This window comes from Natrinema sp. SYSU A 869 (assembly GCF_019879105.1).
In the GTDB taxonomy this organism is placed as follows: Archaea; Halobacteriota; Halobacteria; order Halobacteriales; family Natrialbaceae; genus Natrinema.
In genome coordinates this window covers 2878329-2897658 of sequence record NZ_CP082249.1, presented here as the reverse complement: position 1 = coordinate 2897658, position 19330 = coordinate 2878329, and the positions used below count along the sequence as shown (strand labels likewise).

General features: G+C 63.4%; 18 protein-coding genes. 12 read left to right on the top strand and 6 right to left on the bottom strand.

The genetic code is table 11. The annotated features are described in order from the left end of the window. The first annotated feature begins 38 nt into the window (after nucleotides 1–38). Nucleotides 39–473: a hypothetical protein gene (locus K6I40_RS22445; protein WP_222916789.1), complete on the top strand. Its 435-nt coding sequence runs from the start codon at nucleotides 39–41 to the stop codon at nucleotides 471–473. A gap of 98 nt (nucleotides 474–571) precedes the next feature. On the opposite strand, the gene K6I40_RS22440 is transcribed toward K6I40_RS22445, so the two are convergent. Both K6I40_RS22440 and K6I40_RS22435 read right to left on the bottom strand, forming a co-directional pair. Then, nucleotides 572–1495, bottom strand: coding sequence for a TIGR03571 family LLM class oxidoreductase (locus tag K6I40_RS22440; protein ID WP_222916787.1), 924 nt, complete (start codon nucleotides 1493–1495; stop codon nucleotides 572–574). Between the two features lie 124 nt (nucleotides 1496–1619). Next, nucleotides 1620–3593: an aconitate hydratase gene (locus K6I40_RS22435; protein ID WP_222916785.1), complete on the bottom strand. Its 1974-nt coding sequence runs from the start codon at nucleotides 3591–3593 to the stop codon at nucleotides 1620–1622. A gap of 262 nt (nucleotides 3594–3855) precedes the next feature. Here K6I40_RS22435 and K6I40_RS22430 point away from each other — a divergent pair, with 262 nt between their 5' ends. From K6I40_RS22430 to K6I40_RS22395, 8 genes are all read left to right on the top strand, one after another. Next, the gene (locus K6I40_RS22430) at nucleotides 3856–4338 is read left to right on the top strand and encodes a deoxyuridine 5'-triphosphate nucleotidohydrolase (RefSeq protein ID WP_222916783.1); all 483 of its coding nucleotides are present in this window, start codon (nucleotides 3856–3858) and stop codon (nucleotides 4336–4338) included. Nucleotides 4339–4425: 87 nt separating this feature from the next. Beyond that, on the top strand, nucleotides 4426–4980 hold the full coding sequence (locus K6I40_RS22425; RefSeq protein ID WP_222916781.1) for a metal-dependent hydrolase: 555 nt from the start codon (nucleotides 4426–4428) through the stop codon (nucleotides 4978–4980). Between the two features lie 161 nt (nucleotides 4981–5141). Next, entirely contained in the window at nucleotides 5142–5606 is a 465-nt protein-coding gene (locus K6I40_RS22420) for a copper resistance protein CopD (protein WP_222916779.1), read from the top strand. 125 nt (nucleotides 5607–5731) lie between these two features. Next, a complete protein-coding gene (locus K6I40_RS22415; RefSeq protein WP_222916775.1) occupies nucleotides 5732–6166 on the top strand; it encodes a hypothetical protein in 435 nt (144 codons plus the stop codon). A gap of 80 nt (nucleotides 6167–6246) precedes the next feature. Next, nucleotides 6247–9486: a PAS domain S-box protein gene (locus K6I40_RS22410; protein WP_222916773.1), complete on the top strand. Its 3240-nt coding sequence runs from the start codon at nucleotides 6247–6249 to the stop codon at nucleotides 9484–9486. A 188-nt stretch (nucleotides 9487–9674) separates the two neighbouring features. Beyond that, a complete protein-coding gene (gnd, locus tag K6I40_RS22405) occupies nucleotides 9675–10574 on the top strand; it encodes a phosphogluconate dehydrogenase (NAD(+)-dependent, decarboxylating) (RefSeq protein ID WP_222916771.1) in 900 nt (299 codons plus the stop codon). 187 nt (nucleotides 10575–10761) lie between these two features. Then, nucleotides 10762–11067, top strand: coding sequence for a HalOD1 output domain-containing protein (locus tag K6I40_RS22400; RefSeq protein WP_222916768.1), 306 nt, complete (start codon nucleotides 10762–10764; stop codon nucleotides 11065–11067). A 486-nt stretch (nucleotides 11068–11553) separates the two neighbouring features. Further along, complete coding sequence (locus K6I40_RS22395) at nucleotides 11554–12780, top strand: orc1/cdc6 family replication initiation protein (RefSeq protein WP_222916766.1); 1227 nt, start codon at nucleotides 11554–11556, stop codon at nucleotides 12778–12780. A 509-nt stretch (nucleotides 12781–13289) separates the two neighbouring features. Here K6I40_RS22395 and K6I40_RS22390 read toward each other — a convergent pair. Then, entirely contained in the window at nucleotides 13290–13655 is a 366-nt protein-coding gene (locus tag K6I40_RS22390; protein ID WP_222916763.1) for a 4a-hydroxytetrahydrobiopterin dehydratase, read from the bottom strand. 127 nt (nucleotides 13656–13782) lie between these two features. Between K6I40_RS22390 and K6I40_RS22385 the strand changes: the two genes are divergently transcribed. Both K6I40_RS22385 and K6I40_RS22380 read left to right on the top strand, forming a co-directional pair. Continuing rightward, complete coding sequence (locus K6I40_RS22385) at nucleotides 13783–15225, top strand: HNH endonuclease (protein ID WP_222916761.1); 1443 nt, start codon at nucleotides 13783–13785, stop codon at nucleotides 15223–15225. Between the two features lie 184 nt (nucleotides 15226–15409). Next, on the top strand, nucleotides 15410–15655 hold the full coding sequence (locus K6I40_RS22380; protein ID WP_222916758.1) for a transcriptional regulator: 246 nt from the start codon (nucleotides 15410–15412) through the stop codon (nucleotides 15653–15655). Between the two features lie 124 nt (nucleotides 15656–15779). On the opposite strand, the gene K6I40_RS22375 is transcribed toward K6I40_RS22380, so the two are convergent. Next, nucleotides 15780–17030, bottom strand: coding sequence for a hypothetical protein (locus tag K6I40_RS22375; RefSeq protein ID WP_222916756.1), 1251 nt, complete (start codon nucleotides 17028–17030; stop codon nucleotides 15780–15782). 57 nt (nucleotides 17031–17087) lie between these two features. Continuing rightward, entirely contained in the window at nucleotides 17088–17282 is a 195-nt protein-coding gene (locus tag K6I40_RS22370; RefSeq protein ID WP_222916754.1) for a hypothetical protein, read from the bottom strand. 107 nt (nucleotides 17283–17389) lie between these two features. On the opposite strand from K6I40_RS22370, the gene K6I40_RS22365 reads away from it, so the two are divergent. Continuing rightward, nucleotides 17390–17776: a DUF393 domain-containing protein gene (locus K6I40_RS22365; RefSeq protein ID WP_222916751.1), complete on the top strand. Its 387-nt coding sequence runs from the start codon at nucleotides 17390–17392 to the stop codon at nucleotides 17774–17776. Between the two features lie 43 nt (nucleotides 17777–17819). On the opposite strand, the gene K6I40_RS22360 is transcribed toward K6I40_RS22365, so the two are convergent. Next, nucleotides 17820–19280: a lipase maturation factor family protein gene (locus K6I40_RS22360; protein WP_222916749.1), complete on the bottom strand. Its 1461-nt coding sequence runs from the start codon at nucleotides 19278–19280 to the stop codon at nucleotides 17820–17822. Between the last annotated feature and the right edge of the window lie 50 nt (nucleotides 19281–19330).

Here is a 19330-nt window from a genome sequence, read left to right as displayed (position 1 = left end):
CGCGTACGGTTTTCCCTCGAGTCGGCGTCGTCACGGGCGTGACCGACACCGATTCGAACGCCAGCCCCGATACGGAGACCGAACCGGACGAACTCGCGTTGAGCGACGCCGAACAGGCCGCGCTCCACGAACTCCAGTTAAGCATCGAGCACGTCCACCGGGCCTACGGCACCTTACTCGAGTTTCACCACGAACTCGGCCACGCGATGGACCGGATGGGCGACGCCGAAAACAAGCTTCGCGAGGCCGGCCACGAGGAGTGGGCTAACGAACTCAGAGACGAGCATCTCCCCGCGGGTGCGATCAGCGATCAGTGGACGTTCGAACTCGTCGAGGAGTTCTCGGGGGAGTTCCTCAAGGAAGTCGATACGTTCGAAGACGTCGTCAGGGATGAACTAGCGGACGGCGTCGATCACGTGACCGAGCGCCGCCAGAAACAGCAGTTACGGGACCGCGCCCAGCGAGAGGAGTAGGCGAGTTCCGGTGGGGATGGATCTCCGAGCAGTACATTGCTCGCGCTCGGTAGCGGATAGAGCAGTATCGAAGTGATATAGGGTCGCGAAACGAGTGGCTACAGTTCGTCGATAATCTCGTTGGCGAACGTCTCCAGCGCCGCCTCCCGGTCGTCGTTTTGCATACCGATAATCGCGTGATCGAGCCCCATCGCCTCGAGTCGGGCAAAGTACTCCCGGAACCACTCGACGCCGGCGTGGAATCCGAGGTGGAGCAGCTCCGGCTCGGCCGTCGGGTCGTCGGCCAACTCGACGCGGACAGCGATGGTGAACGGCTTCTCGCCTGCAGCCTCGCGCCAGTCCGCAAGATAGTCCTCGAGCGTGCGCTCCGGGAGGTGATAGAACAGCCAGCCGTCGCCGTGCTCGGCGATCCACTCGCGGGACTGGCGGGCGTGGCCGGTCGGCAACAGCGGCAGCGTCTCCGTGGTCGGCTTCGGGACCACGTCGAGGTCGCCCTCGAGCCGTCCCCACTCTCCCTCGAGTTCCGGGAAGTCCTCGCGCCAGACGGTCCGAAGCGCCTCGAGGGACTCGCGGAACAGGCGACCGCGCTCCTCGCGGTCGACGTCGAAGGCGGGGTACTCTGGGTCGCGATCGCCGGAGGCAACGCCGAGGACAAGCCGGCCGTCGGAGAGTCGGTCGACCGTCGCCGCGGATTTCGCGACGTGGAGCGGGTGGCGCAGCGTGAGGACGACGCTCGAGGTGCCGAGGGCGATGTCGTCGGTGTGAGCCGCGACGTGTGAGAGCCACGGCCAGGTGTCGAACGTCTGGCCCGAATCGCCGAACTTCGGCCAGTAGGTCGGGACGTCGCGGGCCCAGAGCCCGTCGAACCCGACCGATTCGGCGTGTTTCGCGAGGTGCAGTTCATCAGCGACGATCGGCGTCGAGCGATTCGCTCCCGTGAGCGGAAAGCCGGCACCGAAGGTCAAGCCGTCGCTCTTGAACAGGCGTCGGTAACCAGCGTTCTCGTGTCCACCGGCAGGCATTCGACTGTGCTATCGGACGGAGCCGTATGACGATGGCGTCTCGAGTGAGCGTCGTCGCTTGCCGGCGAGACAAAAATAGAAAATTCGAATTGCAGATCAGCAGTTGAATCGCCGAGTGATCCGATCAGTCGTCGGCGGGCGTCGCGCCGCTGCCGCCTTCGGCCTGCTCTTTCGTCCAGGACAGCTTGCCACCGGCCGCGAGGATTGCGCGTTCGCGCTCGGAGGCGTCAAGCGTTGCCGTGTACTCGTCCTCGCCGTTGATGCGGACGGTGAACTCCTCCTGTCCGCTAGTGACGGCGTCGTAGACGTTGTCGACGATCTCGACGTCGTCGCCCTGATCGATGTTGTCGTAGGTGTCCTCGTCGATCGTCAGCGGGACGATCCCGAAGTTGAAGAGGTTCGCACGGTGGATGCGTGCGAAGCTCTGTGCGAGGACGCCCTCGATACCGAGGTACATCGGACAGAGAGCCGCGTGCTCTCGCGAGGAACCCTGCCCGTAGTTCTCGCCGGCGACGAGGAAGCCGCCGTCGGCCTCGAGCGCGCGGTCGGCGAAGGTTTCGTCGACGCGCGAGAGGGTGAACTCGGAGAGCTTGGGGACGTTCGACCGGTACATCAGGATGTCCTGCGTCGCAGGGATGATGTGGTCGGTCGTGATGTTGTCTTCCATCTTCAGGAGTGCTTCACCCTGAATGTCGGTGTCGAGCTGGTCCTTCAGCGGGACGTCGCCGATGTTCGGGCCCTTGATGAGCTCGTCGTCGACAGCCTCGTCGGGGGCGATGAGGTCCGTCTTGGAGCCGTCGTACTCGTCGGGGAGCTCGACGCCGGGAGCCTCGAGGTCGCCGAGTTCGTCGGCGAGGTCTCGGGGGTCGACGATTTCGCCCTTGATCGCGGCGGCGGCCGCGACCTCCGGCGAACAGAGGTAGACGTTGTCGTCTTCGATACCGGAGCGGCCCTCGAAGTTGCGGTTGAACGTCCGCAGCGAGACGGAGTCCGAGGAGGGGACGTGGCCGATGCCGATACAGGCACCACACGTCGCCTCGGAGAAGTTGACGCCGGCGGCCATCATTTCCGAGACCCAGCCCTCACGGGCGAGCATCTCAGAGGCCTGCTTGGAGCCGGGCGCGACGATCGTGTCGGTCTCCATCGAGGTCTCGCGACCCTCGAGCATCTTGGCGACGGGGAGGATGTCCTCGTAGCCACCGTTCGTACAGGAGCCGACGATGACCTGCTCGACGTCCTCGCCAGCGGCCTCGCTGACAGGCACGACCTTGTCCGGCATCGAGGGCTGTGCGATCAGCGGCTCGAGATCGGAGAGGTCGACGACGATCTCGTCGTCGTAGTCGGCGTCGTCGTCGGGCTGGATCTCGACGTACTCGTCGCCGCGGCCGACGCGCTGGAGGTAGTCCTCGGTCTGCTCGTCGGTCGGGAAGATCGACGTGGTCGCGCCGAGCTCGGTGCCCATGTTGGTGATGGTCATCCGCTCGGGTGCGGTCAGGGTCTCGACGCCCGGACCGGTGTACTCGAGGATCTTGCCGACGCCGCCTTTGACGCTCAGTCGGCGGAGCATCTCCAAGATGACGTCTTTCGCAGTGGCCCACTCGGGGAGCTCGCCCTCGAGGCGGACGTTGACGACTTCGGGCATCTCGATGTAGTAGGGTGCGCCGCCCATAGCGACGGTGACGTCGATTCCGCCGGCGCCGATGGCGAGTTCACCGAGGCCGCCGGGCGTGGGCGTGTGGCTGTCCGAACCTAGCAGTGTCTTGCCGGGGGCCGCGAAGTTCTCGCGGTGGACGTTGTGGCAGATGCCGTTACCGGGGCGAGAGAAATGAGCGCCGTAGGTACCGGCTGCAGAACGCAGGAAGCGGTGATCGTCAGTATTCTTAAAGTCGAACTGATATGTCTGGTGGTCGCAGTACTGCGCGGCGATTTCGGTCTGAACCTCGTCCAGCCCCATCGCTTCGAACTGGAGCCAAACCATGGTCCCGGTCGTGTCCTGAGTAAGCACCTGATCGATCTCGATCCCGATCTCCTCGCCGGTCTCGAGTTCGCCCTCGACGAGGTGATCGTCGAGAATCTTTTCGGTGAGAGTCTGTCCCATAGCACCTCGAACTCGGCTTTCCGTCCTGATAAATCCAGCGTGTTTCTGTCAGGGACGACCGCTACAATCCCTGCAAAACGGGTCGGGTTCGAGTAAGTATTGCCGTTCAGGTGACCGTTCGTTTGAGGGTGAGGCCACTCCCACCGCGTGTGTCCCGTGACCGTGTGTAGTGCTGTATCGTAGCGTACCAGACGATACCGAATCAACGGGCCGTCGCGAACGGATACGCTTTTGTCGTCGCCGCGGCGTTGCGGGAACAGACATGTTCCGTTCCGGTGCCTTCGTCGCCGACCACGTCTCGCCGACGACCGATACGCAGATCCAGCCTAATGGGGTGGACCTCACCGCCGACATCGTCTTCGAGCAGCTGGAACCGGGCCGCATCGGCCGGGACAGCAAACAGATCGGCGACCGAGTCGCCCGTCCGCTTGAGGAACTCGAGCAGAAAGAACCCGATACCTACTATCTACCGGAGGGTGCCTACGTCGTCCGCTATGGCGAACAGATCGAGATCCCGGAGGGCCACATTGGCTTCGTTTATCCGCGTTCGTCGCTCATGCGCAACTCCTGTATGCTCAATACGGCAGTGTGGGACGCGGGCTATGAGGGACGGGGCGAGGGACTGTTGCAGGTCCACCATGATATCGAACTCGAGCGCGGGGCCCGAATCGCCCAGTTGGTCTTCGCTGAAGCCAACCACGAGGACGTCTACGACGGGAGCTACCAGAGCGAAAACCTCGAGTGAGAGCCCGCTGCGTTCGTCACGCCGGGACCGAGTACCGGTTCGCATACCGTTTTGCCGTTCGCTCGTCTCCCCTCGAGTGAGACACCGATGATGGCAACCACCCACGTGTTCACCGGGCTGGCGGTCGTCGCACCGATCGTATACGTCCGTCCCGAGTTCGCGACCGCACTCGCGATGGGTGCGATTCTCGGCGGGCTCGTTCCCGATTTCGACCTCGTTCTCGCACACCGGCAGACCCTTCACTTTCCCGTCGCGGGGCTCGCAGTCGCCGTCCCCGCAATCGTCGCCGCGGCCGTCGCCCCCTCGGCACTCACGCTTGCGGTGGCCGCGTTCGCCGTCACGGCCTGGCTCCACGCCGCGAGCGATGCGATCGGCGGCGGCCCCGAGATGGACCCGTGGAACGAACGCACCGAGCGTGCGGTCTACGATCACGTTCGCGGGCGGTGGATTCGTCCCCGACGGTGGATCCGCTACGATGGCGCTCCCGAGGACGCCGTCCTCGGAATCGCGTTCGCGAGTTCGGCACTACTCGTCTTCGACGGCTGGCTCACCGTCGTGATTGTCGGCGGGGTCGCCGTCTCGCTAGTCTATACGCTCTACCGGCGTCGGCTGGTCGCGTGGACGCCCGACTGGCTCGAGTGACGAGGACGAGCAGGGCGCGCTCGAGTGACCGGCGGACGCGATCCCGATATCGCGCGTGATAGCGTATCGGCTATGGCAGCGTATCGCACGTGACAGCAATACGGACTGTCCCGTGGCCGAAAGTCGGAACGCTGATACGCCCCCTGACCGAGCGACCCCGTATGGTCGACGTGCTCGCCGCCAGAACGGCGCACCTGCTCTTTGCTGCTCTCTGGGCTGGCAGTGTCTGTTTCGTCGCCGCTGTCATCGTCCCGCTCGCACGCGATGGCGCGTTCAACACGACCCACCCGCTCGAGGTCATTTCGGGAAAACTGACGACAGTCTCGCGGGTGAGTTCGCTCGTTCTCTTTCTCTCGGGGAGCCATCTGGCGGGGACCGTTTACACGACCAAGACGCTCTTCGGATCGACCGACGGCCGGCTGGTGCTCTTGATGGTCGCGCTATGGCTGGTCCTGACCGCACTCGTCGAAATCGGTGCGAAGCGACTTGAGGCCGGACTCACCGGAAAGAAGATCCGCGAACCGGCCCGCAATGCACTGCCAGTATTCCGGGCGGCGGCCATCGCCGCGATCGCCTTACTGGTGGTCGCAGGTCTGCTCTCGGCCAACGTCGCTCGCTTGCTTTAGTGGACAGTAGTCACCAACGACGGCGATATCGGACGGCGGTATCCGCCCCTCGTTTTTGCCCCGACACCGCGAAAACGGAGATTCTTGCGAAAGATACTTAGTCAGTTACTGTAACGTACTCGCTAATGATCAGGGGGAAAGACATGGCCCTGTCGCTCCTCGCGGTGGGGACGGCTGCTGTGGCTGGCTACGTCCTGCGTTCAGAGCGGTCAGCGACCCGCACGTCACGATCGAAGGCAGACCTCGGCGCACGGGTCGTCGGTCCCGAAGACATCCCGGACGATGCGACCGTCGTCGACGCGTCCGCGCAACGACTCGGCGAGATTCCCGGTGCACGACGGGCACTCGACAGGGCAATCCGTAACGGTGCGCGAGAGGAATGGGAACACATTACTCTCGAGCGCGACGGCGCCTGGTCCGTCGTCGACCGGATCCGGCAAACGCTGCCCTATTACGATGCCGACGACAGCGAGTACAACGGCGTCTACGTCCAGTACAACGATCGAATCGTCGTACTCGATGCAATCGGCTGGGCTCGCCTCGAGGAACCGATCGCGTAGGTGTCCCTCCCGATGGCTGTCTGCTCCATTCTCTCACGCCATAACATTAATCACCATCGGCTACCTCCGTTGGCCCCACTGTGACCCGAGCCGGGCAGCGCGTCGTCTTCGTCGGGGACGACTCGACACCGCTCGACGCCCTTGAGGCCGCGTTCGACGTGGTCGTTCCGGAGGAGCGAGCAGCGGTCATCGACTGCCTCGAATCGACCGCTATCGGCTGCATCGTCGTCGACGGGACCGGCACCGATCGCGTCGCGACCGTCGCTGTGGCGGCTGACGCTGCCCCATCGGTGCCGGTCGTGTACACGACGGCGACGCCCGACGGTGCCGCCGCGGCCGCGGCGACGCGTGCGGGGGCAACGGAGTACGTCATCCGAACGACTGAGGAGACGCTCGTCGAGCGCGTCGCGGCCGTCTCGACTACTTCCAACTCCGCGAGCGCAGAGACGACGGAGAGCACGGCGTCCGCCAATCGACCCGACAGGGAGACGATCGAAGCGGGTACTCGGACCGAACGGAACGTCGGGGAGAGGCGCGACGGACTCGACCCCGACCGTGAGTCCCCGATCGGGATTGACCCAAGCGGAGACGGGCCGAACGGTCGGGTGAGCCGAACCGAGCGCGATGCGATCCTCGACCGGATCCACGCGATCGTTTCCGACGACGGTCCGTTCGATGCGCGCCTCGAGGCGCTCCTGTCGATCGGTCGCACCGCGCTCGGCGTCGAGTACGGAACGCTCTCGCGGATCGACGGCAACCGTTATACCTTCAAATACGTCTCGGGCGTCGACGACCACATCACGAGCGGGGAGACGTTCCCCCTGTCGGAGGCCTACTGCCAGCGAATCGTCGACTCCGGTGAGTCGCTCGGATTTACCGCCGTCACGGACCAGCGCCCGGAATTGACCGACCGCGGTGCCTTTCGAGAGTACGGCATCACCTGTTTTCTGGGCGTCCCGGTCACCGTCGACGGCGACCTGTGGGGGACGCTTTGCTTTTTCGCCCGCTCGGATCGCTCCGTGTCGTTCTCCGAGTGGGAACGGACGATCGTCGAACTGCTGGCGAACTGGATCGGCCACGAACTCGAGGATCAGTCGCGACAACGCGAACTCGAGCGCGTGCGGACCGCTCGCGAGCGGACCCTCGAGCGACTCGACGACGCCGTCCTCACCGTCGACGAGGACTGGCGGCTGACATCGGTACACGGCTGGGCCGAGGAACTGCTCGGCGACGACGGGGCCGTGGGAACCTCGCTCTGGACGGCACTCCCCGACGCGATCGGCTCGGCGCTCGAGACGGAGTATCGATGTGCGATGGCCGAGGAGACGCCGGCCACCCTCGAGGAATACGTCCCCTCGATAGAGCGATGGCTGCAACTCCAGCTCTCTCCCTCCGAGACCGAGCTTTCGGTGTCCGTCACCGACGTGACCGACCGCCACGAGCGAGAGATCGAACTGCAACGCTATGAGACAATCGTCGAGACGATCGACGATGGCGTCCTCGTGATCGATTCCGACCGGCGATTCGTCCACGTCAACGATGCCTTCGCCGACCTCGTCGGTGCCGACCGAGAGCGACTCGTCGGCATGCACCTGTCGAGCCTCGTCGCCGAAGCGGGCCGCGGCGATTGGATCAGCACCGCCATGTCCCTGGCGACGGACGGTTCGAGCCGTGAGACGTTCGAAGCCGACCTCCAGCGAGTCGATGGCGGGACCGTCCCGATCGAGGCGAACGTGACGCCGTTGGAGTCGACCGATCCGGACGACATCGCGTTCGTGTCTGTCGTTCGCGACGTCACCGACCAGCAACGTCGGGCGGACGTCGTCACCGAATTACTCGAGACGACGCGAGCCCTGTTTTCCTGTGAAACACAGGCGGATGTCGCCGAGATCGTTGTCGATGCCGCCGAGCGCGTCCTCGGCTTCGAAATCGGTACCGTCCGGCTCTACGATCCGGAGACGGAGGATCTTGTCTTGACGGCCGCCTCCGACGCCGTCGGCGAACTGTTCGACGAGCGAAAGCGGGTCGGGATCCACGAGAGCGAGATGGGCGAAGCGTTCCGCACCGCCGACCCGATCATCTTCGAGGACGTACAGCGCAGCTCACTGTTCGAGTACGAGCTGATTCACGGTGCGATGTGTATTCCGATCGGCGACCACGGCCTCCTCAACGTTGGCTCGCCGGTCAGCGGTGCCTTCGATGACCATCACATCCAACTCGCACAGCTACTGACCGCCAGCGCGGCCGCCGCACTCGAGCGGGCCGACCGCGGCGAAGAGCTGTTGCGCCACGAACAGGTCCTCGAGACCGTCGAGGGGATGGTGTACGCGGTCGACGACGACGCTCGCCTGACACTGGTGACCGACCCGCTGGCCGAGCGGCTGGGATACGACCGCGAGGCGCTCATCGGCGAGCCCGTCTCGCGCATCTTCACCGACGAATCGTACGATCGCGCAGTCGAACACGTCGAGAATCTCCTCGCGGATCCCCAGCGCGACAGCGATGCCTTCGAGGCCACCTACACCACCGCCGACGGCGAGCAGTTCCCGGTCGAGATCGAGTATTCGCTGTTACCCCGCAGCGAGGACGACATCGCGTCCGAGACGTTCCAGGGGACCGTCAGCGTCGTCAGGGATATCACCCAGCGCAAGGAGCGCGAACAGTACTTGCAGGTTCTCAACCGCGTCCTCCGGCACAACCTGCGGAACGATCTCACTGTCGTTATCGGCTACGCCGAACTCCTCCGCGAACGGCTCGACGATCCGGAGCTTGCGGCCGCCGCGGACACGCTTCGAGAGACCGCGACCGATCTCGCAGGCACCAGTGAGAAGACCCGCGCCATCCAGCACGCGCTCGACCGAGACAGCGACCTCCAGCCTGTCGACGTCGCTGCGACCGCCGAGGAGGCCGTCACCGAGACAGAGACCGAGGACGCGACCGTTTCCGTCTCAACGGACGGCGACTGTTGGGCCTGGGCCGACTCCGGACTACGGCTCGTCATCGAGAACCTCCTCGAGAACGCGATTCAATACGGGGGATCGACACCGATCGTCGACGTGTCGGTCTCGCGTGACGGCGAGCGAGTCGAACTCGCTGTCGCCGATGACGGCCCTGGCATCCCGCCAGCGGAAACCGCCGTCGTCACCGGCGAGACCGACATCACACAGCTCACTCACAGCAGCGGCCTCGGACTCTGGCTGGTCCGCTGGATGGTCGACAGCTACGGCGGCTCCATCTCGTTCGCGACGTCGGCCCTCGGCGGGAGCCGGATCGAGATCGGCCTCGAGGCCGCGCCGTCGCCGTCGACCGATGCGGAGTAACGCGGTTCCGCTCGAGCGCTCGTCGACGGACGCGCTCCCTGTCGACTACCCCAGTCGGATCCGCATTCCTGACTTCTTCTGTCGAACCCGCGTTCCCGACTTCTTCTGTCAAATTCGTGGTCGGTGGCGACGATCGCGGCCGCCGTGGAACCGCAATCACTACCACACCGGCCGGCCGACCCCTAGTCATGCAACTGGGCCTGATCGGACTCGGACGGATGGGACAGATCGTCGTCGATCGCACGCTCGCAGCCGGCCACGACGTGGTCGCCTTTGACCTGGACGAGGAAGCCGTCGCGACGGCAGCCGACGCCGGTGCCGAGCCCGCTGCGTCGATCGACGATCTCGTCGACCGACTGGGAGCGGACAAGCGCATCTGGCTGATGGTCCCTGCCGGCGAAGCGGTCGACGTCACCCTCGAGGAACTCGAGAGCCACCTCGATGATGACGATATCGTCGTCGACGGCGGTAACTCCGCCTTCGAGGATTCCGTCCGCCGCGCCGAGTCCTGTCCCGCGGCCTATCTCGACTGCGGCACGTCCGGCGGCCCCGCCGGTGCCGAGTTGGGCTTCTCGCTGATGGTCGGCGGCCCCCAGTGGGCCTACGACGAACTCGAACCGGTCTTCGACGCTGTCGCGACCGGCCCCGACGGCCATGAGCGGATGGGACCCGCCGGCTCGGGACACTACGTCAAGATGATCCACAACGGTGTCGAGTACGCCCTGATGCAGACCTACGGCGAGGGCTTCGAGTTGCTCCACGAGGGCCGGTACGACCTCGACCTCGAGAACGTGGCCTCCGTCTGGAACAACGGCGCGGTGATCCGCTCGTGGCTGCTTGAGTTGTGCGAAGAGGCCTTCCGCGAGGAGGGGAACGATCTGGGCGACGTCGCGGATCGCATTGAAGGCGGTTCGACGGGGACTTGGACCGTTCAGGAAGCCCTCGAGCAGGAGGTCCCGCTGCCGCTGATCTACACGGCGCTCTCCGAGCGGTTCGGATCACGGGCCGACGACGGCCGGTTCTCGCGGCGACTCGCGAACCGGCTCCGGTACGGCTTCGGGCGTCACGAGGTCCCACGCCGCGAGTAGTCGTTCGATCACGAGCGGTCGTCCGATCGCGAACGATACCGTAACACGTATATCTGACTTCGGAATACTCGCTGGCAGTCGCTTCCACTCGACCGACTAGTTCGGCGTACTAAATCGTTCTTTTCTCCGAGAACGGCTGGATGAAATATTGGGACATGTTCTTTACTCTTGGTCCCGCAGCAGGAGTATGAATTCGCTTGAGTCGATATCAGTGTCCGTCGCGGCCGACGACCAGCTCAGCATGGCCATCATCGATCTCGTCGCTCAGACCTCCGATACCGATCCGGTCGAGTTACAGCCGTTGTACGACGTGATTGATCCCGACCTTCTCGACTCGCTTCCGGGCGAGACCGGCTTTACCGGTCTCGAGTTTTCCTATCAGGGCTATACCGTAACAGTCGCGGACGCGAGCGAAGGCATTGAGGTCACGCTCGAAGAAACGGGACGTTCAGCCGACGGATCGACGAACGGACTCATCGATTCGTCGCTGTAAGGTGTTTCGGGACCCGGTCTAGTATATAGCGGGGGACGGGAAATCGATCCGTCGTCGAGGGCGCTTCGGTTTCTCGAGGGTGGATCAGTCAGTGGTCTCGTCTGGACCACGCTATCACGGCCTGACCATGCCAGCGACAGCCTCATTTGACAGACACACACCACCGTTGCAAGTGAAGCGCCGTCACGCAGGGTTGGGCTGAGTGGCCCGCCTCAAGGACCCGTGCCGTCGCGACTTGGGGCCACCCTATCGAGCTGAAATTCTATTGAGCTAAAACTACTAGAGTCGTCCTTGCGTCGTCACGAAACGTATCCTCGAGTCGTCCTCGAATCTGTGCAAAACGTGTCACCGCTTTAGATGAAATCGTGGACTGTTCTCTTTCGGTCCCCTACTAGACTAGCCTTCACATGAAACAGTGGTGTGTGTGGGTTCACTTGCATCAGATGAAAAAGTGGTTTTAAATACCGCTTGTCGCTTGATATGGACATGCCTCGGTTCGAGCGGAAGCAGAACATCTTCCACAACAAGGACGCACTGGGGGAGTCGTATCAGCCCGAACAGATCGAAGAGCGGGACGAAGAGATCGAGGCGTACATGGACGCGCTCCAGCCGATCATCGACGGCTGGGAGCCGAACAACATCTTTCTCTACGGCAACACGGGCGTCGGCAAGACCGCCGTCACCGACTATCTCCTCGACGTCCTGCAGGAAGACGCCACCGAGTACGACGATATCGACCTCTCGGTACTGGGGGTCAACTGTAAGACGCTCAACTCGTCATATCAGGTTGCGGTCGAACTCGTCAATACGCTCCGTCCCGCGGGCGCTGAGATCAGCACGACCGGCTACCCCCAACAGACCGTCTTCAAGAAGCTCTACAGCGAACTCGAGGCGCTGGACGGCACAGTCGTCATCGTTCTCGACGAAATCGATTCCATCGGCGACCGCGACGAGTTGCTGTACGAACTGCCCCGCGCCCGCTCGAACGGCTATCTCGAGGCGACGAAGGTCGGCCTCATCGGCATCAGCAACGACTTCAAGTTCCGCGAACAGCTCGATCCCCGCGTCCAGGACACGCTCTGCGAACGCGAACTGCAGTTTCCCCCCTACGAGGCGTCCGAACTGACCAACATCCTCGAGTCTCGAGCCGAGGTCGCGATCACCGAGGGCGGCTGCGACAGCGGCGTCCTGAACCTCTGTGCAGCACTGGCCGCGCGCGACAGCGGGAGCGCCCGGCAAGCACTGGATCTCCTCCGGTTGGCCGGCGAAGTGGCGGAGAACAACGACGACGACGCGATTCGGGAAAGCCACGTCGAACAGGCACGGTCGAAACTCGAGCAGGAGCGAGTCGAAGAGGGGATGCGAGAACTGACTACGCACGGTCGGCTCGCGTTGCTGGCGGTCGTCTCGAAAGCCGCCAAGGAGTCGACACCCTGCCGAACGCGGGAGCTGTATCAGGAATACGAAGCGCTCTGTGAGTCCTCGGGAACCGACTCGCTGGCTCAGCGATCGGTCCACAATCACCTCTCCGATCTGCGGATGCTCGGCATCCTTTCGGCGAAGGAAAACCGAAGCGGCTCTCGTGGGAACTACTACAGCTACGAACTCGACGTTCCCTTCTCGAGCGCCGTCGATGCGATGGCCGACGTGCTCTACCTCGACGAGGAGATCGAAACGATTCGCGACATCGCTCGAATGAACAGCGTCGTCTAAGACCGTCTGTCAGCAGCGTTGGCTCGGAAGACCGACAGCACTGGCATGGTCTCCGTCCGCACCACACCACCGTTGCAAGTAAATCTCGAGCGACACGACGCCGGATTTCCGTTTCACTTGTATCGGTGGTGTGTCATGGCGTCACATTTCCAGATGGATGGCTCCCATCGATCCTCATCTCGCAGCTAGCGACTAATTTCACGCGAAGCGGTGGTGTCTCGGGTAGCCGCCCGTACTCTCGCAATCGGGCTATTAGACTAGGATAATCTCGCCTGTTCACATGTAGTGGTGGTGTCTCTGGGTCACGGTCTCGAGCGAATCATCCGACGGAACCCCCTGTACAGATGCAACTGTGTGTGTCTCCGTCCCGAGTCATTCCCGTGTCTCCGTCCCGATTCGTCCCCGTTCCGGTTCACTTGAAGCAGTGGTGTGTCAGCGGTCGAACCGCCGTTGAAAAGACCGCACCGACTCCGATTGCCTTGGAGCGGACAAATGCCGCGCCGTCGGCGCTACGTGTCCTCGTCCGGCTCGTAGTCGTCGTAGATGCGGTCCATCCGGGCAGCCATCACGAAATCGGCCTTGTGGAGGCCATCGATCTTGTGCGTCCACATTTCGATCGTTACCTCGCCCCACTCAAGCTGGATATCCGGATGGTGCCACTCTTTCTCCGCTAACTCGCCTACCTCGTACGTGAACTCGAGGGCGTCACGGAAGTCCGCGAACGTGTAGGTGCCCTCGAGATGGTGGTCGTCGACGACCGTCCACACGTCGTCGCGAATCTCCTCGCGGTAGTCGGCGTACTCATCCGGCTCGAGCGGTTTGTCCTCGCTCGTACAGGCCTCACACTCCTGATCGGCGAGCGCTGTGTCGGACATGAATGACACTCCAACCGCGAACGAAGTGAAGATTTGGGTGAAAGATTGTGTGATCTCGAGCCAGCCGTGCTTCTGCCACTCGTTTATACCTGCGTCCGCACAACGTCAACAATAGCGACTATCATCGATGGGAGGGGACAAACGCAATATCGCGGTTCGGTTTTTCGGCGGTGCGGGGAACTACACGAACGTCCTCGAGCAACTCTGCACGTACGTTCTCACCGAAAATCCGACCGAAGCGGCGGTTTTCGAGTGGGTCAAATCAAACACGCGAGCGACGAGCGACGACGGCATTCGCAATCGGCTCGCCTTTCTCGAGTCAATCGGCCTGCTCGAGCTCGATCCGGATCGCGTTCGACTCACCCAGCAGGGGATGGCGTGGCTCTCAGAGACGGATCCGGCAGTACTCTACGAACTGCTCTCGAGTACCGTTCGTGGCTTTGAGACGACACTCGAGGCGCTGCTCGATGGACCGAAGACGGACGCTGAACTGGGCGATGCGATCGGAGCCGATCATCCCGAGTTCGACTGGAACGACGCGTCCGGACCCGCCCAACACAGGGGCTGGCTACAGAGTCTCGGCTACGTCAAGCGATCCGACGGCGTGAATTCGTTGACGGACAGCGGCCGGGACTTGGCACAGCGACGGTCGTCAGACTCTCCAACCCTCGAGCAGGACGAGTTCTACGCCCAGATCGACCTCGAGGACGCGTTTGACACCAATTTTGGCTCGTATATCAAGGGCATCAGTCCGCGAACGGACGACGATGGGGAGCTGGCGTACATCATCGTGAAGGCTCGCGAGGGCGGCCCCTACGGCGACGAAATCGACGGTGATCGCTTTACTTACATCGGGGAGGGGGTCCCCGAAAAGGGCGACCAGCAGTTGACCGGTGCCAACGGTGCGCTCCTCGAGCAGGCCGACCGATCGACTGCCCCGGTGTACTTCTTCTATCAGCCGGCGGACAGCGACGAACTTCGGTATGAAGGGCTGGTCGACATCGTCGACGCCGAGTACGTCTCGCGGGACGGGCGGATGGTCTATCAGTTCACGATGGACCGCCTCGAGATCGAGCCGGCCGAGTTCGAGGCGCTCTCGGCGTCGGTGTCTGAGGTGGTCGCGGACGACGAGGACGATGAACCGGCCCTTACCGACGATGCGGAGGAGTTCACCGAGGTCCAGCGACGGGTTCGCTCGAGCGCGTTCCCGAAGGAAGTCGCATCCGCCTACGACGGCCGGTGTGCGATCTGTGGGAATTCGCGCGAATCGCCGGACGGCACGATTGACATCGAGGCGGCCCACATCTACCCAAAGCGGGAAAACGGCCGCGACAACGTTCGAAACGGCCTCGCCCTCTGTCGGCTTCATCACTGGGCGTTCGACACCGGCTGGCTCGCGGTGTCCGACGACTATCGGATTCTGATCGCCGACCGGCCCGACCTCGAGGGCTACGAGGAGTTCGCGGCCCTCGAGAACGAACCGCTCACACTGCCAGAAGACGAGGATCGCCGACCACATGCGACGTTTCTCGCCGCGCATCGGGAACGGAACGGGTTCGAATCGCCGTAATCGGTCGTCACTCGCAGACGACTCGAGGCCGGTAATTTCGACCGAAGCACCGTGATAGGGCCCGCATCTCTCGGTGGGAAGCCGATTCAGAGGAGTTAAGTATTAACCGAAGGTAATTTCCGTATTAAGAGGTAGTAAAAGTTTGCTTCAAAACACAGAACCGAGGCGGAAACCCGGTGACTGGATGCAATTGCCGTCCGACGAGCGCATCCTCGAAGTGCTCTACACGTCGAATCTCATCCTCTCGCCTGCCGTTGTCGGGAAGAATATCGAAACCACTCGAGTACATATCAATCGGCGGCTCTCCGTGCTCGTCGACTACGGAGTAGTCCATCGCGTCGAACGCGGCTACTACAAGATTACCGAGTCAGGAGTCGAGTATCTCGAGGGCGAACTCGATGCGGGCGAACTCGAAGCGGACGGCGAGTAACGAACACTCCGGTCTTTTTCGTTTGGTCGCAGTCACACTCGGAACACGGTCGCTGATTTGCCATCCCCCTACTATCAGATGGGACTGAAGGGAAATCGTCAGCGCTGGCAGAGATCGAGGTGAATCAGACCGGCTCTCGAAGCGCCCAGACGTCCTCGAGGGGCTCGAGCCGACTCGGCTCCGCGCCACGTTCAGTAAGAATCCCGGTGTGGTACAGCATCGCCTTCAGCTGGAATACTGTCGGCGAATGATAGACGGAGCCGTCCTCGAGCGTCGAAGGCCGAAGCTCACCGTCCGTGGTAAGTACACGACTCCGGACGCCATCGGTCCCCCGAACGAACAACTCGACGGTGAACGACGGATGCAACTCGTGCAGGTACACCACAACGTCCACGAGCGACGGCTCCGCGATCCCGTCCTCGTACATGCACTGGAGTTCGCGGACGAGCAACTCGGTCGCCTCGTAGTCGAACAGCACGCGTCGAGCTAATTGCCCCCATGCCGGCGCGAGATCAACGAATCGTTTCACCGACCGGTACCAGTTCTCGAATTCCTCGAGAGCTGCCTCGACGGTCCCGTAGCGCGCCGTTGCAAACCGGACGACTTCCTCGCCGAGCGAGGTCAGGTCAACACCCTCGACACCGACGCCGTCGTCGATCAATCCCAGGAATTCAGCACCTTGTCGAGCGCTATCGACGGCGCTCACCACCTTATACTCCGACAGCAGCGCCTCGGTGTCGCCGGCTGCGTAGTGTGCCAGCGGATAGCCGAGGTAGTTCTTGGGATGGTTCAGACCGAACGACGCGTCCGCGACCCCCTGTGCACTGGCCTGAAACCGGAGCGCCGTTGCCTCGGTCGTCGTCCGATTGCCGACGACGCGAGGCACCTCGAGCGGGTCCACGCTCCCCGCGGAATCCACACCGAGTACGCCGACGTTCAGCTCCCGCGCGAGCGTCCGGTCGGTCTCGGAGATTGCGGCCACCGGCGCGGCGAGATAGGCCGCGTTCACCTCGTGGAGCCGATCGTAGGCTTGGAGGATCCCGCGTTGGGTATCGACACCGCCGCTGGTCTCTCCCTTCGCCTCGATGGCGATCAACGGCGGCTCGTCCCCGAGGCGCTCGACGGCGAGGAGGTCGGACTCGAGGGTGCGGACCCCGACGAGGTCGGGGTACCCGCCGCCGATCTGGACGTGGTTGAACGGTGCTAAACAGTCACGAACGGCCGCGTCGACGGGCTGGCCGGGGAGCCACTCCTCCATCGAGAACTGGGTATCGGCCACCGCGTACGCGGTCGACTCGTCATCCGCGGGAAAGAGTCGCCGCTTCGTGTGGGCCAGCACCTGCGGTTCCGAAAGCGTCCGGGCCGCGCTACTCATGGCTCAGCATTAGCCACTGGTCTCAATAATGTTCTGGCGACAGGTCGCCGAACCGAATCAATCTTCGCCGACAGTGAACGCGCCCGACTCGAGTTCGTTCGTAATGCCGGCGACGACGGCTCCCGCCCCGAGCAGGGCGAGAACGATTCCTCCGACCCACGGCGCTGATCCGTACTCGACGAACGCGACGAGCCAGCAAGCGGCGACGAGGACGATGCCGCCGGCAACGATCAGTTGCACGAACCGCTCCATAGGAATCGCTTCGCCGCCCTGACCAAAGTATTCCGCCACTCGAGGGAAGTCAACTGCCCCCAGCGCCTCGAGCCAAGCGTTTGTATCTCGAGCCCGTTCGCCTAGATATGACCGACGCGATACTTGTCTACGACGACGACTGCGGCTTCTGTACGTGGTGGGCAGAGTACTTCGACGAGCGGACGGACCTCCGCATCGTCGGCTTCAGCGACCTCACCGACGACATGCTCGAGCGACTCCCCGAGGAGTACGAGGACTGCTCGCATCTGGTGACCGACGACGGTGTCTACTCCTGTGGGGCCTCGATCGAGGAGGCGTTCGTCCGCACGGACATCGCCAAGCCGGCAGGGGAGGCGGTCGAGTTCCTCCGCCAATTCGAGGACTACGAGCGGTTCCGCGAGCGCTCCTATCGGTGGGTCGCCGACAACCGCGATCGCTGGGGGACGTATCTCTCGAAGACGCCGCCGGCACGCCAGAAATCCGACGACGGGTGACCGAACCAACGACCTCACGAACATCGCCACCGACCGGAACTGATCACCGAAATCGCGGCTGGCGGACCTGCAACTCCTCGAGCGAGACCGGCTTCACGTACGTCCCAACGCGCTCGCGAGCCCACCAGCGGCCGCTCTCGGCTCGCTCCTCCGGCGTCGTGTACCGATAGCGGTACCGAATTGCGCGGACGCGTGACGGCGGCTCGCCGTCGAACGGGTCGTCGGCGAGCAAGGCGAGCGTCTCGTCGTCGGCCTCGAGGAGCTTCGCCAGGAACCGGAGGAACCACGGGCTCCGGCGTGGGCTGGGCGACATCGCGGCGAACCATAGCTGCCAGTCGAGCCGGAGGTGGTAGGGCGCGACTTGTGGCGGCCGCCGCTCGAGGTCCGTCGGCTTCCCCTTGAATCGGTACGGCTGCCACTCGGTCGTCCCCGAAATCTCCTCGTCGGTCGTCCCCTCGATGACGACCTCGTACCGATCCCGCGTTATCGACCCGAACGCGCCGTAGGTGTTGACCAGATTGAGCGGATCGAACGACGTATTCATGAGCTGTCGTTCAGAGAGCATGTTTCGCACCGGCTGGACGCTCAGAACGATGACGAGCACGGCCAGAAGGACCACCAGGACCCCGAGGTACAGCGGCGTCGGCGCGGTGGTGGGCGCGGAAATCGGGAGTACGGCCGCCAGCGTCCCGTCGCTGAACGTCGGAATCGCGAGTACGATCGTGATCGCGTTCAGCCAGGCGAAGTTCCCGGTGACCAGCAGCCAGCCCTGAAAGCCGATCGTCGCGACACCTGCCAGCGCCGACAGCGGCTGGGGCGCGAAGTAGCAAAAGGGCACCAGCAACTCGACGACGTGATTCCCGAAGGTCTCGACGCGATGAAACCGAGCCGGCAGATGATGGGCGAACCAGCTTACGGGGTTCGGGATCGGTTGGGTCTCGTAGTGGTAGTCCATGCAGGTCAGATCGCGCCAGCAGTCGTCGCCGCGGAGCTTGATCAGCCCGGCACCGAACATGTTGCGAAAGAGCACCCACTGGAGGAGTAAGATGACCACGAACGGCGGTGCGACCGACCCAGCCCCGAGAAAGATCGCGAGGAACCCGGTCTCACAGAGCATCGACTCCCAGCCGTAGCCGTAGAACGTCTGCCCGGCGTTCACGAAGGAGAGGTACAGCGCCCACAGCATTGCCCACAGAACCATCGAAACGGGCGTCGCAGCTCCCGCTGGCAGCCAGTACGGCACCCCGATCAGCGCCAGCCCCGACAGCACGACGCCGCTCCAGGCCGCGACCCCGATCGCCCGATCCGTCGGGACGAAATAGAAGAGGCTCGGCCGATCACGGAACGAGACCCCCTCGACGTACCACTCGAGGGGCAACAACCCGTCTTCGCCGGCCAGCGGCCGGAACTGGGTGGCCGCGACGAGAAAGGCGAGCAAGTACAACAGTGCGAGCCCCCGCTGGAAGACGACGCGGACGAGCCAGTAGCCCTCCCCCTGCCACATGTCCGACCGTAACTCCGCGAACGGGCAAAGAACTGACGCGTGCAGGGATG

What these genes read in the sequence shown, in the direction of transcription:
- K6I40_RS22380 (WP_222916758.1), top strand. Translation starts at nt 15,410, where the DNA reads ATGCAATTGCCGTCCGACGAGCGCATCCTCGAAGTGCTCTACACGTCG.
- K6I40_RS22390 (WP_222916763.1), bottom strand. Translation starts at nt 13,655, where the DNA reads ATGTCCGACACAGCGCTCGCCGATCAGGAGTGTGAGGCCTGTACGAGC.
- K6I40_RS22365 (WP_222916751.1), top strand. Translation starts at nt 17,390, where the DNA reads ATGACCGACGCGATACTTGTCTACGACGACGACTGCGGCTTCTGTACG.
- K6I40_RS22430 (WP_222916783.1), top strand. Translation starts at nt 3,856, where the DNA reads ATGTTCCGTTCCGGTGCCTTCGTCGCCGACCACGTCTCGCCGACGACC.
- K6I40_RS22370 (WP_222916754.1), bottom strand. Translation starts at nt 17,282, where the DNA reads ATGGAGCGGTTCGTGCAACTGATCGTTGCCGGCGGCATCGTCCTCGTC.
- K6I40_RS22435 (WP_222916785.1), bottom strand. Translation starts at nt 3,593, where the DNA reads ATGGGACAGACTCTCACCGAAAAGATTCTCGACGATCACCTCGTCGAG.
- K6I40_RS22375 (WP_222916756.1), bottom strand. Translation starts at nt 17,030, where the DNA reads ATGAGTAGCGCGGCCCGGACGCTTTCGGAACCGCAGGTGCTGGCCCAC.
- K6I40_RS22440 (WP_222916787.1), bottom strand. Translation starts at nt 1,495, where the DNA reads ATGCCTGCCGGTGGACACGAGAACGCTGGTTACCGACGCCTGTTCAAG.
- gnd (WP_222916771.1), top strand. Translation starts at nt 9,675, where the DNA reads ATGCAACTGGGCCTGATCGGACTCGGACGGATGGGACAGATCGTCGTC.
- K6I40_RS22360 (WP_222916749.1), bottom strand. Translation starts at nt 19,280, where the DNA reads ATGTGGCAGGGGGAGGGCTACTGGCTCGTCCGCGTCGTCTTCCAGCGG.
- K6I40_RS22425 (WP_222916781.1), top strand. Translation starts at nt 4,426, where the DNA reads ATGATGGCAACCACCCACGTGTTCACCGGGCTGGCGGTCGTCGCACCG.
- K6I40_RS22420 (WP_222916779.1), top strand. Translation starts at nt 5,142, where the DNA reads ATGGTCGACGTGCTCGCCGCCAGAACGGCGCACCTGCTCTTTGCTGCT.
- K6I40_RS22415 (WP_222916775.1), top strand. Translation starts at nt 5,732, where the DNA reads ATGATCAGGGGGAAAGACATGGCCCTGTCGCTCCTCGCGGTGGGGACG.
- K6I40_RS22400 (WP_222916768.1), top strand. Translation starts at nt 10,762, where the DNA reads ATGAATTCGCTTGAGTCGATATCAGTGTCCGTCGCGGCCGACGACCAG.
- K6I40_RS22385 (WP_222916761.1), top strand. Translation starts at nt 13,783, where the DNA reads ATGGGAGGGGACAAACGCAATATCGCGGTTCGGTTTTTCGGCGGTGCG.
- K6I40_RS22395 (WP_222916766.1), top strand. Translation starts at nt 11,554, where the DNA reads ATGCCTCGGTTCGAGCGGAAGCAGAACATCTTCCACAACAAGGACGCA.